The 17,352-nt window shown below is 38.9% G+C and carries 8 protein-coding genes; 1 reads left to right on the forward strand and 7 read right to left on the reverse strand.

Going from position 1 to position 17,352, the window contains the following annotated elements; all coding sequences use genetic code 11:
• Nucleotides 1–8: 8 nt before the first annotated feature.
• The 7 genes from BQ5364_RS10295 to alaS all read right to left on the reverse strand — a co-directional run bounded on the left by BQ5364_RS10295 (nucleotide 9) and on the right by alaS (nucleotide 16,303).
• Nucleotides 9–602, reverse strand: coding sequence for a putative ABC transporter permease (locus BQ5364_RS10295; protein ID WP_044987715.1), 594 nt, complete (start codon nucleotides 600–602; stop codon nucleotides 9–11).
• 156 nt (nucleotides 603–758) lie between these two features.
• Nucleotides 759–4,541 carry a right-handed parallel beta-helix repeat-containing protein gene (locus BQ5364_RS10300; protein WP_044987717.1) on the reverse strand — a complete coding sequence of 1,261 codons (3,783 nt, stop codon included), beginning with the start codon at nucleotides 4,539–4,541 and terminating at the stop codon, nucleotides 759–761.
• A 16-nt stretch (nucleotides 4,542–4,557) separates the two neighbouring features.
• The gene (locus tag BQ5364_RS10305; protein ID WP_004613825.1) at nucleotides 4,558–7,230 is read right to left on the reverse strand and encodes a discoidin domain-containing protein; all 2,673 of its coding nucleotides are present in this window, start codon (nucleotides 7,228–7,230) and stop codon (nucleotides 4,558–4,560) included.
• A gap of 21 nt (nucleotides 7,231–7,251) precedes the next feature.
• Nucleotides 7,252–8,307, reverse strand: a complete 1,056-nt coding sequence (locus tag BQ5364_RS10310) for a peptidyl-prolyl cis-trans isomerase (protein ID WP_071144255.1) — start codon at nucleotides 8,305–8,307, stop codon at nucleotides 7,252–7,254.
• Between the two features lie 189 nt (nucleotides 8,308–8,496).
• Complete coding sequence (locus BQ5364_RS10315; RefSeq protein WP_235837160.1) at nucleotides 8,497–13,056, reverse strand: sialidase domain-containing protein; 4,560 nt, start codon at nucleotides 13,054–13,056, stop codon at nucleotides 8,497–8,499.
• Nucleotides 13,057–13,355: 299 nt separating this feature from the next.
• On the reverse strand, nucleotides 13,356–13,532 hold the full coding sequence (gene rpsU, locus BQ5364_RS10320; protein WP_004613829.1) for a 30S ribosomal protein S21: 177 nt from the start codon (nucleotides 13,530–13,532) through the stop codon (nucleotides 13,356–13,358).
• 131 nt (nucleotides 13,533–13,663) lie between these two features.
• Entirely contained in the window at nucleotides 13,664–16,303 is a 2,640-nt protein-coding gene (alaS, locus tag BQ5364_RS10325; RefSeq protein WP_044987719.1) for an alanine--tRNA ligase, read from the reverse strand.
• A gap of 153 nt (nucleotides 16,304–16,456) precedes the next feature.
• On the opposite strand from alaS, the gene BQ5364_RS10330 reads away from it, so the two are divergent.
• Entirely contained in the window at nucleotides 16,457–17,326 is an 870-nt protein-coding gene (locus BQ5364_RS10330; RefSeq protein WP_022250951.1) for a shikimate dehydrogenase, read from the forward strand.
• The last annotated feature ends 26 nt before the right edge of the window (nucleotides 17,327–17,352 follow it).

Here is a 17,352-nt window from a genome sequence, read left to right on the forward strand (position 1 = left end):
CCATTTTACTAAGAACGTGAAATTTTCTCAATCAATGTATCTTTAATCCTCCATACACGTTCCGGTATATCTTCCTTTTTCTCCACATACAATGAATGAAGAAAATCTATTGTAAATACAACAATCAGAAAACTGCCCACAATTTTCCCGACCAAAAACGGTATTCTCGCCACAACTCCCTCCACAAATCTTTGCAGAAATAAAAACAGAAAAAGGGTATAAAAGCCCCATGCGATTGAACTTTCCAGACATAAAATTCCTTTGTAATTAAATGGCTTTTCATGGTAATCCCACCAAATTTCTCCAAAGATACGCTTCATGATAATTCCCGTCAAAAGCTCAAGCGCCGTAGCAAGCAGAGACCCTAATAAAAACAGCAGAAATCCATTACTGCTATATGGTCTCAACACAAAATATACCGTCAATGCCCCAACACCATAAATCGGACAAAACGGGCCTTTTGCAAATCCTCTGTTTGTCAATTTTCTATTACAGATTGACATATAAATCGACTCTACAATCCACCCTAAAATACTATATAGCAAAAACCATAAAATCACATGGTAACTGTCAAACCCCAAAATCATTCTATTCCACCACATAACCGTACTCTCTCCTTCTCTAAAAATGTACGCCCTATTGTAGCATAGTTCCTTGAGAATATCCACTTTCTTCAGAAATTCTTAATGATTCACGTCAATTGGGGACATAGCAAAATTCAATTTTACTACGCCCCCAATTGCAACTATTTCATTCTACTATTCATATTTTCTTTTTTTATAAATCACAGTCACTGTGCTTACTCCGGCAATCATAACAAGAATCCATACAAACATCATTGTTGTATCCCCTGTCTTCGCAGCCGTTGGTTTTTTCTCTGATGCATTTTCTTTACTTGCTTGTGCATTTCCCTGTTCAGCAGATGGCTTTTTATCATCTGTCGGTTCTTTTGATTCCGCTGTTTTCAATCCATCCATTGCTTTTGCCAATAAATCTGACGCATACGCAACCTGCTTCTCTGTTGCATTTTCATCTTCAAAAATCGCTTTGGCATCTGCAATTGCTGCTTTCAAAACATTACCGGACTCTTCTGTATACAATGACAAATCAATATTTTCTGCTTTGCTTAACAACTCTTCCAATTTGTCTTTATTCGGAATCAGTCTCAAGTTGAAGATTGCATTTTGCAGATTTACAAATGCATGTTCTACCTGTTCTTGTGTTGCTTTTTCATCATCTAAAACAGCTTTTGCCGCATCTAAAGCTCCTTGGAAAAGTTCAGCAGACTGAGGTGTATATTCATTTAATTTTTCAACATACTTTTGTGCCTCTTTCACAGCTTTTGCAAGTTTGGATTTATCAACCGGAATTATAGTCAATCCCTCCATTGCTTCCTGTAATTTCTGTTGTGCAGCATCTAATTCATACTGAAGTGCATTTTCATCTTTCAACAATTCTACTGCTTCTTCTAATGCTGCTCTAAATGCTTTCACACTCTCTTCTGTATAAACATCAACATTGATATCCTCTGCTGCTTTTACTAACGCCTGCAGCGACTTGCTGTTTCCGGTGTAAGAAAGATAATGAATCATCTCCAACAGTTTATCACATACAGTATCTACCTGAGCCTGTGTAGCATTTTCATCTGCATATACTTTTTCGGCTGCTTCTAATGCTTCTTCCAATTTTTGTTTCACAATCGGTACAACGTACTGATACTCCGGTTTTTCCTGCTCAGATTTTGCATAATCAATTGTGTCTTTCAACAATGTTTTATTTACCTGTTCAGGTTCCACCATAGCCTCATCAACATAAGTAATGATTGGTGTTACGTGGATAGATGGTTTTGTCGGAGCTCCGTTATTTTTCGCTTCCACACGAATCCAGTCGCCTTTATTGACTTCAATCTCACGGATTCCCACATCTGCTTTTTGATTACTTACTTCAAGTACATAAGAATCGCCAAGCACTTCTCCATTTTTCGTAAAGCTTAAAGTAACCGTTCCGTTTTTGTTTCCTGCCTGACGCAGATACGGTTCATCGTCTTTCACAGCCAAGGTAATTTTTCCGCTCTTCGGTACGCGGAATGCCATTGCCATACCTTCTTTTTTAGATGCTCCGGTTGTATCGGAAAGCAATCCATGTGTTGTCTCTGTTGTCGGTGTCTGATGATTTGGCAAAGCTACACCTGGCCCAAAATATGTATCCACTGCCCAGTTTGGATATACCGGATCGTATGCTGTCAAATTCTCATATTCTGAAGCAGATTTTTTCATCTGACCAAACCAGACATTACCCTGCTGTGGTCCGGCATAATCAAGCGCCCACTGATAACTGTTTTTCGCAGAAATTGTAAATTCATTTTGATCTCCATTTTCTGCCTGAACGACAAGTTTCATTCCTTCTGCAATATTTCCTGTCGTAACTTCTTTTCCTTCTGCATTTACAATTTTGACTTCCGCTGTGCTGTGAACTTTCACACCTTCTTTTAACTCTTTCACAGTTGTCGGATTATTTTCCAGCATCGGAACAAATACAGTTTTATCTTTCATCATATAGACAGCCTCTTTGATTGCGTTGTCAGCTGATGCAACAATCGTATACACTACTTCTTGTTTTCCGTCAGACAATACAACACTCATACCGCCTTTTACAATTCCGCTTTCCACTTCTTCTTTGCCATTCATCACTTTGATTGTGCATCCGGAATCGTACTTCAAATTTTTAAGGAAATCTGCAACTGTTGTACCTGCTTCTACTCCTCCAATTGTTTTTTCTGCTGTTTTAATATCATATACATCAGATGTTAAAACAAGAGAAACCGCATCACTTTCAAATGCTCCTATATCCGGTGTTCCTGTCACTTTGTTTCCAAAGAAGTCTTTTCCACCATTGTTTTTGATCACTTTACCTGCATTAACTGCCGGAGAATCTGATGCCAGTTTATATCCATCAAATGCTGTTCTTTCATGAACAATTGAATCTTTTATGTTTCCTGCTTCCACGCCGGCCAAAGGTGCTGTTGGCGCTTTACCCGGATCTGCAAATTTCGGATCTGCTTCAATCGCATTCGCATCATTTGCCGGAACATTTGCATAATTGTAATAAAGGTTATTGTCATATTTTGTTTTTGTTTCATTCGTATGTTTGAACCAGTTTTCTTCTTTTGGTGCAGAGCCATTATAATAAATGATATTATTCTCTACTACCATTGGACCACCGCCCATATTTGTACGAATAAAATCAATTCCTTCTTTTACAAAGAATGTATTGTTATACACATGTGCATCAGGTTGTCCTGCTGGGTTAATCACACCGCCTAAATCATTTTGACTGATATTATACCGGAAAATATTATTGATTGCTTCTCCTCCGCAGAACATAACACTTCCGCCACCGTTATTATGGCTGTAATTATACTGGTAAACAGTTCCATCACCATAGTCTGCATCCCACGCCTGACCATCTTGGTTTTGGCAAGTATCAAATGCTTCATTGTACTGGAAAATGGCATCTTTACATTTCCAAGGCCAAATTCCGGCTGCAACTCGTCCAAATCCGGTCGCATTATAGTCTTTTGTATTAATCTGTCTTGCCGCACCATCTGATACGTTATACTCAATAAGCGGACGGTCACAATACATCAATGTAATTGCATCTCCACCTGCATCTTTCACATAGTTATTGCGAATCACAACATTGGTAGAGCCGTATGTACTAATCTTTTCATCTGAAATCACACCGCCATGGAACTGACCATGGGTATAACTGTATCCAACTGCAATTCCCCATCTGTTTGTGTTTTCTACATAACAATTTTCAATTTTTACATCATCATATTTTGCAATTCCTGTTGATGCATCCATCGGCTGGAAAGCTGTAAAATAGATACCTCCGTTGTTCATATGTTTGTCATATACATTTCCAATTACATCATGAACATATAAATTATCCAGATAAATATGATTTAACGTTCCTTCATTTTGTGCAACTGCCGCAACTCCTGTACGGTTCATAACATCTTCTGCATTATATGCTGTTTCAATCTTTGGAGCTTTGTTTGTAATTTCCAAGTTTTTGATTTCTACATATTCTACATCATAAAGAAGTACAGAAGAAGAAACATATCCTTGATATTTATGTTTTGCGTTGCCCAAAGGAGCGCGATAGTTTTGATACCAGATTCCTTGTCCGTTTGTTTCAATGATTGGTAAATTTCCTTTTCCATAAGAGTCAACAACGATTGGCGCCTCTTCTGAACCGTCTCCTTTCAAATGCAGAAAACCATTTTGGAATACAGAACCACGCTCCAAAAGAACTTTATCTCCCGGCTTCAATGTCAGTTCATTGATTTTGTCTAAACTGTAAAATGCTTTCCCCTCAGACATTCCATCATTGTTGTCGTTTCCGTCAACTGTACTTACATAATACGTTGTTCCTGTTGTTTTTCCCTGTTTTGCGGCATCTACTGTCATTCCCGGTAAAACTGTCGTACCCACAACTGCAGCCGCCATAAACATAGCCAGAATTCTATTTTTCATAATCACACCCTCCTTTCTACTCTTCAAATCCTAAACGAATTTCTGCTGCCGAAGCAAAAATTTTACTTGCTTCCTGCGATGCAGAGTCTGTTGCTACTAATTTCACATAACGTCCTAAAACAGTGTCAAATCTTGCATATTTCACAACATTATTGTTTGCCCATGTTCCCGTTGCAACCGGTTCTCCCCAAGTCTGTCCGTCTTTACTTACATAAATCTCATAAGCTGTGATGTTACCGTTTGTTCCGCCGCCTTGTCTTGGAGTATATTTTAACATTGCAACATTTTGTTCTTTCTTCATATCAATCGTAATCCATGTTTCTGAACGTTGACAGCCATTCCAGTTTGTATGCCACATTGTATTCAAGTTGTTATCCAATGCAAGATTTCCGTTTCCTTCTGTATTATTATTTGGCTGGAAACTTCCCGCCTCTGCTGTCATTCCTGTTGCTGCATACTCTTTATATACTTTCACAAGTGAAATGTTAAATTCTTTGGAAACTTCTTTATAAGATACTTTCAGTGTCATTCCTTCTTCGATAACTTCAGAATCTTCTACCTTTTTGTCTCCTTTATAAACGTCTACATTGACACGTTTATGATGAATTAAATTTTCTTTAAAAGTACCAACAGTTGTTCCTTTTGGAACTTCACGGATTGTTGTTCCTTCTATCTCGTAAACAAGCGTTGACAGACGAAGGACTGTATGTATTGTATACTCTTTTACCGTATCTCCATTTTTCAGTTTCAAAATCATACCGTCTTCCACAGCTGCATCGCCCGCTGCAGCTTCTTCTCCCTTGTACACTTCCAAAGTAACCCGCTTGTCATATACAAGATTTTCTTTCATCTCATCGACAGTAGTTCCGACTTCGACATCATTGATTTCATTCTCTGTCACTTTGTAAACATCTGAATAAATTTCTTCCACGATTTCTCCATCTTCTGCTTTTGTCTCGTGCATACCGATATCAGGTGTCATTCCAAGTTTATTGCCAAAGAAATCTTTTCCGCCATTATTTGGAATATATACACCGGCATTTACTGCTGCAGAATCTTCTTTGATTTTAAATCCGTCAAACACTGTCTTTGCTTCCGGATCATCGTGTCTATGAATCGTTCCATCTGTGCTGTCCGGTGCAGTCAGTGGTCCGACAAAAATCTGGTCTTTTTCACTTTCTGCAACAACTACCGCATGTTTATCTGTAGATGGAGTAGAAGTATATCCATAATAAAGATTATTGCTGAATTTTTTATTTCCATTTGGTTCCCACTCATCGTTCGGGTTCGCTGTACTTGCATTGTAGAAAATATTATTTGAAATCACACCGGAACCGCTGCGTTTTCCACTCGCATTGTGGTGTACTCTTGTTGCTCTGTCCCCGTCCACATAAAAGACGTTGTTATAAATCTTTGCTTCCGGATTTCCTTGGAATGTAATAAGACAGCCTAAATCATTATGGCTTAAATTATAACGGAATGTACCATTATAAGCCTCATTTAAGCAAATCAGCATAGAACCTCCACCATTATTATGACTATAGTTATACTGGTAAACCGTGCCGTCTGACCAGTCAATGTCCCACGCCTGTCCGTCACCATTGCCTTCTCCGACTGTATCAAACGCCTCATTATATTGGAATACCGCATCTTTTGTTTTCCATGGCCAGATTGTCGCACAGAAAGACTGCCAATAACCGGCATATCCATCATCCAAATCAACGCCGGCTGTATCCGAAATATTTCTTTCAATTACCGGTCGATATGCATACATTGCAACAATCGCATCATTTCCAGAATTCTGTACATAATTGTCTGCGATATAAATGTTTGTGTGTCCATATTTTTGCACTGTCTCATCTGCAATCTGTGCTCCATTGAATTTAGAATGCTGATATGTATAGCCAACTACAATTCCGGCACGTTTTACATCTTTGACATAACAGTTTGTAATTTTTACATCATTATATCTTGCAATCCCTGTTTTAGATTCATCTGTCGGTTTTGATACGTTGAACTGGATTCCTCCATTGTCCATATGTTTATCTTGAAGATTTCCGTCAATATCGTGGATATAAAGGTCTTCTAAATAGACATGGTCCATGGTTCCTCCGTCTTTTGCAATTCCTGCAACTCCGGTGCGGTCCATACGTGCTGATGTATTTGCCAAACCATTTTGAATGTATTGTGCATCATCAGATTCATTTGTCAATTCCAAACCTTTCACTTCTACATAATCAACATCGTAGAGCAAAATGGCAGAAGACACATATCCTTTTGAACGGTGTCCACTGTTATCCATCGGTGTACCATAATCCTGATACCAGACACCTTCTCCTCTTGCATTAATGATAGGTTTATTACCTTCCCCATAGCTTCCGATCCGAATCGGATTTTCTTTTGTTCCGTGTACATTCTGCAGATGAAGAAATCCTTGGAAAACAGATCCCGCTTCAAAAAGTACGCTGTCACCCGGCTGAAGTTTCACATCTTTAAGCTTATCTAAAGTCTGCCATGCTTCTCCTTCTGAAGTTCCACTGTTTTGATTGTCTCCACGATTACTGATGTAATATGTCGTTCCAACTGCTTTTTCCTTTCGAGCCGCACTAACGCTCGACATCGGGAAAACATTCGCTGACGTACACAATACAGCAAGTGCACACATTGCCGCTACAATTTTTCTCTTCATAGCTCTTATTCCTCCTCATTTTTATTTTTTTATATGTTTTTTTGTAAAATCATATACTTTCTTCATATCGCCGTCGACTTCCAAATCCTCGGCTTTTTTTTCTATCATAGAATTATAATGTTGTTCTCTTAACTCTTTATTGATATTATCCTTTACTTCATCAACAGTAAAATAATCATAATCGTTCTTAGCCGTACACTGCACAAGATACAGCGCCCCATTTTCATCTACTACCTGTGTCGATTCTCCAATCTTTAATTCATATCCCAGTTCCAAAACATCTCCGATTTCCTTCGCCTTCGAAGAAACCTCACTGGAAAGCAGTTCTTCATGGGAAAAATACGGACTCAGCATCTCGTTTTCTGCCACAAGTTTCTGTAATGTTTGTGAGCCATCCATGCTTTTATAAATAGATATCAATTCTTTTTCCAGTAACTCTTTTTGATCTTCCGTCATATTTTCTGAAAGATATGGGATTTTTATATAATCCAGTGTGATATCATCATTTTTTTGAAAGAGTGCATCTTTGTTTTTTTCATAATACTGTACTCTTTCTTCTTCTGTGATCTCCATTCCTTCATTTTTCAGATTCTCGCAATATCTCTTTTGAAAAGAATCCATCTCATATTCCATATACAATTCTGTAGTAAATTTGGACAATCCGAAAACCGGTTCTCCGTTCTCGATTTTTTCTGCCCTCATTTTATTCTCTTCTTCCATACGCTTTATCATATGTTCATAATCTGCATATTCCACGTAACCTTCTTCAATTGCCGTTTCATAAACCGCACGATAATATTTCAATTGTTCTATTGTCTGATCCGCCAATTTTTTATATGGAACAGTTCCCTCAATTTCCGTCTCCCAAAATTTCTCATCAATCTGAATGTCTCGATTTTCTGTCAGCTCATTGGAAACATCATAAATTTGTTGATTCATCACATACAAATATTCTTCTTTACTAATTGGTTTTTCATGAATATTCAATTCAAATTTCCCTTTTATAAAAAATGCACCTGCCACAAAAATTCCAGCCGTCAACACTGTTGCTACTAGGCATACTATTTTCTTTTTCATTCTTTTCCTCCGTCATATTACACAAAAATAGATTTCTCACATTTCTTTAATTGTATCATATATACAACATCAATACTTGTACAAATGTATCTGATTTCTCCATTTATTTGTATAATCAGGAACTCTTACACTATATATAAAAAGGTCTCCCGAACCTTTTTCCGATTCAGGAGACCCTTTCTTCATCTATTAATTTTCTTCTTTTTTCCGTACAGAAAATACCGTTCCCGCACTTAAAGCTGCAATCAGCGCAAATAAAATCGGTGTTGAACGATCTCCTGTTTTGACAGGACTCGTATTCTTTTCTTTATCATCGTTCTTTTCCGCTGTTGTATTTTTGTTTGGTACTTTTTGTTCTTCTGCTTTTCCAACTTCTTTTAATCCATCCATTGCTTTTGCAAGTGTACGTTCTGCATCTTCCACTTCCTGTGTCGATGCTTCTGAATCTGCAAATACAGCTTTTGCTTTTGACAATGCTGACATGAATTCTTTTGCACTTTCTTCTGAGTAAAGCTTCACATCAATCTGTTCTGCACTTTGGATTAATTCTTCTAATTTATCTTTATTCGGCAATAATCTCAAACCAAAGACTGCATTTCGAAGATTTGCATACGCCTGATCGACTTCCTCTTTTGTCGCATCCTGTTTTCCTAAAATATTCTCAGCCGCTTCAAATGCTCCCATGAAAATCTCACCGCTTTGAGTTGTATACTCATCCAGTTTTTCTACATATTTTCGTGAACTGTCTACAAGTTTCTGAAGTTTTGACTTATCTACAGATATCACTTGCAATCCATCCATTGCCTCTTTTAATTTTTTCTGAGCCGCATCAAGTTCTTTCTGCAGCGCATTTTCATCGGCAAGTACAGTCTCTGCTTCTGCAAGTGCTTCTTTGAATACATTCGCACTTTGTTCTGTATAAATATCTGTATTGAGTTTTTTTGCGATATCTACCAAATCTCTCAGTGATTTTGCATCTCCTGTAAATGATAAATAGTGGAACATTTTTACAAGTTCATCTTTTGCTTTGTCAACTTCTTCCTGTGTTGCAGCTGCATTCGCAAAAACAGTTTCCGCCGCTTCAAGCGCCTCATCTAATTTTTGTTTTACAATTGGTACAACATATTGATATTCCGGTTTTGTCTTCACATCTTTCGCATATGCAATCGCAGCTTCCAGCGAACTCTTATCCGCTTCCACAACCGGAGGCGCCTCCGTTTTTGTTCCTGTAAGACGAATTTCTGCTGCTGATGCATAGTCATTATCTGCCTCCACGCTGAGTGCATCTAAAGATGTCAAACGCACATATTTTGCACGCACCGGCTCAAATGAAACCATCTTCCAAGCAGTATTTCCCGCCCATGTTCCTGTTGCAACTTGATCAAAATGAACACCGTCATTACTTACTTCCACTTTATATTCTGTAATAATACCATTTACGCCCCCGGAAGTTCTTGGCTGATAACGGATTCCATCTACCATATAGAAATCTTTCAGTTCAAATTGAATCCAATGATTTTCGCGTCCATGGCCACCACCCCATGTAGTATGCCATAATGTGTCTGCTCTTCCATCTAAAACATTCGCTGCCCCTTGACCTGATTGAGCCGCACCGGCTGTTGCACTCATCTGTTCTGTCGCAATATCTCTTGCAGCATCTGAAGGATCTACTCCAATGTATCCCATATTGACATCCATATCACCGGAACTTACACACAGTCCATTCGCATTTTTCACTGCTCCCGCTTCATCACAGATAATCTTTGGTCCTTTGAATTGGATCGTTCCTTCATCACCTTTTTGTAATACATATTCAAACACTAATGTTTTGTCATCATTTCCGCCGGATACATAATTCGCATAACGACCTTTGCCGTTTAACATAAACCTGAATTTCGGTGTTCCTGTTGCCGTAACATTCTGATCTGTTTTCACTGTAATCACATATTTATCTCCCGGCAGCGTATAAGCATGATCGTCTGTTTTTTCCACTTTGTATGTAACAGATGTAATCGTCGGGCTTAATAAATTCACTTCATCTTTAATATAGTCCAAATTAAATGCAGTAAATTTAATCGTATTCTGATGTTCATAGAGAAGTCCCATATTTCCATCTCTCATTTTTGTCAAACATGAATATGCATAATTATTTGGACAGAACATTTTTTCTTCTACCCAGTCCACAGAGAAACTATCCTCTGTCTCCGTCACTTCACCGATTCGTAATGTTCCGTTATTTCTTCCTGAACCTCCCGGATTTGACATAATCACTCTGTCTTTTCCGTCTGTTCCGTTTTTATCATAATACAATACAGATAACTGGCAGTATACTTCCGGCGCTGTTGTATCAATCGGATCACTCCATGTTGCTCCACCGTCTGTACTTCTAGAAACAACAACTTTTCCGTTTCCACCTGTATTTCTCATAAACTGAAGCAAGTTGCCGCTGCTCAATTCAATAATCTGACTTTCTGTCAGCTCACTGATTCCAACCGGATTTTGCGAAGATGTCACCTGTCCGTTTTTGTTAATTCGTCCATCATTCGGAGACTCTCCTCTTTGCCATGTTTTTCCGCCGTCATCACTGTAAATACAAGCAGAAGACTGGAATCCTATACCACTTCCTGCAATTGTATAATAAATCGGAAATACAAGTCTTCCCGGATGTTCCTCATCATACTGAAGCTGAACTCCAAATCCCGGACCAACTCCACAGAATCTCATCCAGTCTGCTTTTACCTGTGGTGTGATATCTACCGGATCACTCCATGTCACACCGTCATCATCACTATAGCTCAGCCACAAATAGCATGTCTGAGTCGGATGAAGAGGTGCTGAATCGTTGTTCTTAGAGGCACTTCTCAAATAAATATTTCCCACATATTCACCGGATTTATACAAATCACCTTTTTCATGGTAGCCTTGTTCATCATTTCCTTCAAACTGTTTTACTACATAATCTGTTTTTTGATTATCCTTGTCAAATACTTCTCCATTTTCCCGAAGTGTATATTGATTATTATCTTTATCATAAAGCGACAGATAATCTTTTCCATCTACTTTCACATAACCTGTTCCGGTTTCTTTGATTGACCATGTTCCTTGGCTTCCATTCGTTGATTCTGGAAACATATCTACAAGCATCCACACACGTCCCGGATTCTTTCCATTCTCATCTTCTGCAATCATCGCCGGATCAATTGTGTAAGCAGATTGTGTGCCACTGAAATAAGATTGTGATTTCAAATCAATTACATCAATCGGATCTTCCCAAGTCAAACCGTTATCTGTACTTCTTCTGACAACCGTATCAATATTTCCCCAGTCAGACCAATGTGTATTTCTTTGATCAGCTGCTGCGATTACAGTTCCTTTACTCGTTGTAACCATTGCTGGAATACGGTAATTATAAGAATCATAATCACCCATATCATAAATACCATACTCACCTGTCTTATATACATCTTTCCCGTATTCCGGTTCATCTTGCGGTAAGGTGCGTTTATGAAGTTCCATAACCTGTTCCGCATTTAACGTCTCATCAAACACATTGACACTGTCAATGATTCCGTAGAATGGCCATTTTGAACCCGGTGTCGTATTCGTTCTGCTGATTCCGCCAAGCGTAACCATATCCGGCGTCCAATCACCCTTCAGCAAATGCGTTGTCGCAAACTTTCCGATGGATACACCATCTAAATAAAACTCTGCCTGTGTCCCATCAAATGCATATGTCACCGTATGCCACTCTGCATTATTGACAGAATTTCCATTGCGGACTGTAATATACTTATCTCCTTTGCCCTGCACCTCATATCCGATTCGGTTATCCTTCGGCTTAATATAAAGAGCTCCGTACTCTCTATCTGCATTGCTGTTCGACAGAGATAACAATCCGTAAATCGTTTTGCCTACAGCCGCCTCATTTAAGCGATATGCAAAAGAAAACGTTCCTTTTGTCAAACCGGAAATTTTTTCTTTCTGCTCCGGCAGTTGAATCATCTTTCCTTCTGTTCCGTCAAACATTTTTCTCTGGTAAGTAAAAATCGGTGTTCCTACAGACACAGCACCATGGTCTGCCATAATCTGATCTTCGGAAACTGCTCCATTATACAATTTCACTTCTTTGATGCTTCCGGTAAACGGATAACTATTTCCTGAAATTCGATTTGCGCCTCCAAATGTCACAGAAGTCGGTTCCCATTCCATTTTGTCGACAAAATTAGTCTCACTCACATCCCACTGCTGTACAAGTTTTTGATCCAAATATACTTTATAATAGCTGTCCTTTTCTGTTACAAGCGTAATCGTATGCCATTGATTATCCGCAAGATTCACATCATTTACCGTAAAGTTTTTGTGATCATTTACCGTCTCATTTTTGCGGAATTCAAAACCGATTTTATTCCCGCCACTAATGTACAAAGACATATAATGATTCGTATGTGTACTTCCATTAATTGCAGCCAACGCCTGTAAATTGGTACTTCCCGTCCTAAAACTCAGTGTAATCGTACCGCTTCCCAATCCTTTTACAAAAGCCACATCCTCCTGCGGTATTGAAAAACGCTGTTCAATACCTTGAATCTGCTTTTCTTCACTTAAATATTCCTTGCACAAAATTTTTGTTGTTTCTGTATCTACTGTTGTCTCAACTCTTCCCGCACTTTCATCTTGAGCAAAAACAGGCATGGCTCCTTGCATCACCATCGTAAGCACCAAAAGAGCTGCCACTATTTTTTTCTTCATGCTCATCTCTCCTTCTCTTAATGAAATATATTATAAATTGTAGCATATTTTTATAATTTTTTCTTGTATAAAAGCGTCACTTTTGTTTTTATTTTTGTACAATACGGAACAAGCAATGTCGTTTTTACACAATTAAGTCAAAATACACACCAAAATCGCAGTTATAATTAACATTTTTTCACAAAACATCACACTTGTATTTTTCACTGTCTCTTCATATACAAAACACATTACGAGAACAATAAAGAGATGCACTAAAAAGGAAGTGTCTGTTAAACACTTCCTTTATCTTGCACATATTAGTTAAATTTACGTTTTCTAGCAGCTTCAGATTTCTTTTTACGTCTTACGCTTGGTTTTTCGTAATGTTCTCTTTTACGAATTTCTTGTTGAATACCAGCTTTTGCACAGTTTCTTTTGAATCTGCGTAAAGCGCTATCTAACGTCTCATTATCTTTTACGATTACATTTGACATAGTCTCACACCTAACCTCCCTCCAGTCCTATATTGTGCATCATACGACTGTTCGGGTATTTTTTTATTGCACTATATAGAATTATAGCATATTTTTTTCATTCGTCAACTATTTTTTTCAAAAATACGCAACTATTTAATCTGCTCTGCGAGAACCTCTGCTGCTTTGGCAATCGCATCCGGAATTCCTGCCGGATTCTTTCCACCTGCCTGAGCCATATTTGGACGGCCACCGCCGCCACCGCCTACAAGTGCTGCAATTCCTTTGATTAGATTACCTGCGTGAGCGCCTTTTTCCATTGCTTCATCTGTCGCCATCGCAATCAAGTTTACTTTTCCACTTGCTGAAGATGCAATCACAACAACGCCTTCTCCTAATTTTTCTTTCAACTGGTCACCAAGATCACGAAGACCATTCATATCAACGTCCTCAACAGCTGTGGCAAGCAGTCTCACTCCATTCACTTCTTTTACCTGGTTCATCACATCACCCAAAGCATCTTTTGCCGCTTTACTCTTCAGTGATTCGATCTCACTTTGCAATGCTTTCATTTCAGCCTGCATGTGTTCAATTTTTTCTTTTAAGTTGGCAGGAGTTGATTTCGCAGCTTTTGCAGCTTCTGCGAGTTCTTTTTCCACTTCTTTGTAATAACAAAATACACCGTCCCCTGTCAATGCTTCAATACGGCGCACGCCTGCCGCAACACCTGCTTCCGAAACAATCTTAAATGTTGTAATGTTTCCTGTATTGCTTACGTGTGTACCTCCACAGAGCTCTTTGGAGAAATCTCCCATTGATACGACTCTTACATCTTCTTCATATTTTTCTCCGAACAATGCCATAGCCCCTGTTGCTTTTGCCTGTTCAATATTCATAACTTCTGTTACAACCGGAACGTTTTTAGCAATCTCCGTATTTACAATGTTCTCCACTTTTTCTAATTCTTCTGGCGTCATCGCTGAGAAATGTGCAAAGTCAAAACGTAGTCTGTCCGGTGTCACAAGGGAACCTTTCTGCTCTACATGCGAACCAAGCACTGTCTTTAATGCTTTCTGCAACAAGTGTGTTGCACTGTGATTCTTACATGTGTTTGCTCTTTCTTTTTCTGCAACTTCCAATGTAACAGAATCTCCCACTTTGAACATTCCCTTTGTCACGTTACCGACATGCCCGATTTTTCCGCCTAGTAATTTGATTGTATTGCTCACAGTAAATTCTGCATCCTCAGTACAGATGATACCTGTATCACCTTCCTGACCACCCATCGTCGCATAAAACGGAGTCTCATCGACAAAAATTGTTCCATTCTGTCCCTCAGTAATTGCCTCCACAATCTCACTTTCTGTTGTGAGAACACTGATTTTTGAAGTATGTGTCAGTCTGTCGTACCCTACAAATTCTGATGTCACAGATGCCTCAATCTCATCGTATACAGTGGCATCCGCCCCCATATAGTTCGTCACTTCACGGGCATTACGCGCCTTTACTCGTTGCTCTTCCATAGAAGCCTTAAAGCCTTCTTCATCGATTGTATATCCTGCTTCTTCCAAAATCTCTTTTGTCAGATCAAGCGGGAATCCATATGTGTCATATAGCTTGAATGCATCCGCACCTGAAAGAACTGTCTTTCCAGCTTCTTTCATCTCATCCTGCATAGATGCCAAAATGCTAAGTCCCTGATCGATTGTCTTGTTAAATTTATCTTCCTCCTGTGTCAGTACTTTAAAGATAAATTCTTTCTTTTCTTCCAACTCCGGATAACCATCTTTGGATCCTTCGATTACTGTTGCACTTAATTTTGCAAGGAATTTCCCATCAATTCCAAGAAGACGTCCATGACGAGCCGCACGTCTGATCAGACGGCGAAGTACATATCCTCTTCCCTCATTTGTCGGCATGATTCCATCTGAAATCATGAATGTTGCAGAACGAATATGATCTGTGATCAAACGGATAGATACGTCTTTATCTGCATCTGCTTTGTATTCTACACTTGCAAATTCACATACTTTGTCACGAAGAGCCTTGATTGTATCTACGTCGAAAATAGAATCTACATCCTGTACAACAGAGGCAAGTCTTTCTAATCCCATACCAGTATCAATATTCTTTTGCTCTAACTCTTCATAATTGCCATTGCCATCATTGTCAAACTGTGTGAATACGTTGTTCCAGATTTCCATATATCTGTCACATTCGCACCCAACTGTACAGTCCGGACTTCCGCATCCATATTTTTCTCCGCGATCATAATAAATCTCTGAACATGGACCACATGGACCGGAGCCGTGTTCCCAGAAGTTATCTTCTTTTCCAAATTTAAAAATTCTCTCCGGTGCGATTCCCATCTCTTTATTCCAAATATCAAATGCTTCCTGATCGTCCACATATACAGACGGATACAGTCTGTCCGGATCAAGTCCTACTACTTCTGTTAAAAATTCCCATGACCAGTGAATTGCCTCTCTTTTAAAGTAGTCTCCAAAAGAAAAGTTTCCAAGCATCTCAAAAAATGTACCATGACGAGCTGTCTTTCCGACATTTTCAATATCACCTGTACGGATACATTTTTGGCATGTTGTCACTCTTTTTCTCGGTGGTATCTCCTGTCCTGTAAAATATGGTTTCAACGGTGCCATACCCGAATTGATCAATAATAAACTTTTATCGTTATTTGGAACTAACGAAAAACTTTTCATCACAAGATGTTCTTTACTCTCAAAAAAGTTCAAAAACATTTTTCTCAGTTCATTTACTCCATATTGTTGCATGATTTTCCTCCTCAGCATCTTAAATTCGCTAATAATTTATTATAAATAGATTTCTGTTCTTTGTCAATCAATGGCATAAAAACTGTTGACACTTTTACTTTTTTGCTTTAAAGTGTAGAATCATAAAAGTAAACCAAAGAAAGGATGAATACTATGACAAATCAAATTACCGGACATACACGTCTGACCGGTCTTTTAGGAAGCCCGGTCGAACACAGCATCTCACCAATGATGCACAACGAAGCATTTCAACAATTAGGGCTTGACTATGCATACCTCGCTTTTGATGTTGGAACTGACAAATTAAAAACGGCTGTAGAAGGGCTTCGCACCTTAAATGTGCGCGGATTTAATCTGACAATGCCGGATAAAAACCTGATGTGCTCTCTTTGTGACAAGCTTTCTCCTGCTGCTGAGATCATCGGCGCCGTCAACACTGTCGTAAATGACAATGGCGTTCTGATCGGATATACAACTGACGGAGTCGGTTACATGCACGCAGTGAAGGATGCCGGTCACAACATCATCGGCAAAAAAATGACACTGCTCGGTGCCGGCGGCGCCGCAACTGCAATTTTAGTGCAGGCTGCACTAGATGGTGTGTCTGAAATTTCCGTATTCAATGTGCGGGACGATTTTTTCGCACGTGCCGAAAAAACAGTCGCTGATTTAAACGAACGGACAAACTGCAAAGTACGATTATTTGATTTTGAAAATCCTGATATTTTAAAAAGAGAAATCTCTGAAAGCGCAATTTTGACAAACGGAACCTCTGTAGGCATGTCTCCTGACACCGACGCCTGCATCATCAAAGATACTTCCGTATTCCACAAAGATCTGATTGTCTCTGATGTCATCTACAATCCGGAAGAGACAAAATTGTTAAGACTTGCAAAAGAAGCAGGGTGTCCGACATTCAACGGCCTGTATATGCTTTTATACCAGGGCGCAGAGGCATTTCGCCTGTGGACCGGGAAAGAAATGCCAATTCCAGTCATTAAAGAAAAATATTTTTCAAGATAGTTAAGAATGGCGGAAAACTGATATAG

The sequence above is a fragment of the Coprococcus phoceensis genome, assembly GCF_900104635.1.
GTDB lineage: Bacteria > Bacillota > Clostridia > Lachnospirales > Lachnospiraceae > Faecalimonas > Faecalimonas phoceensis.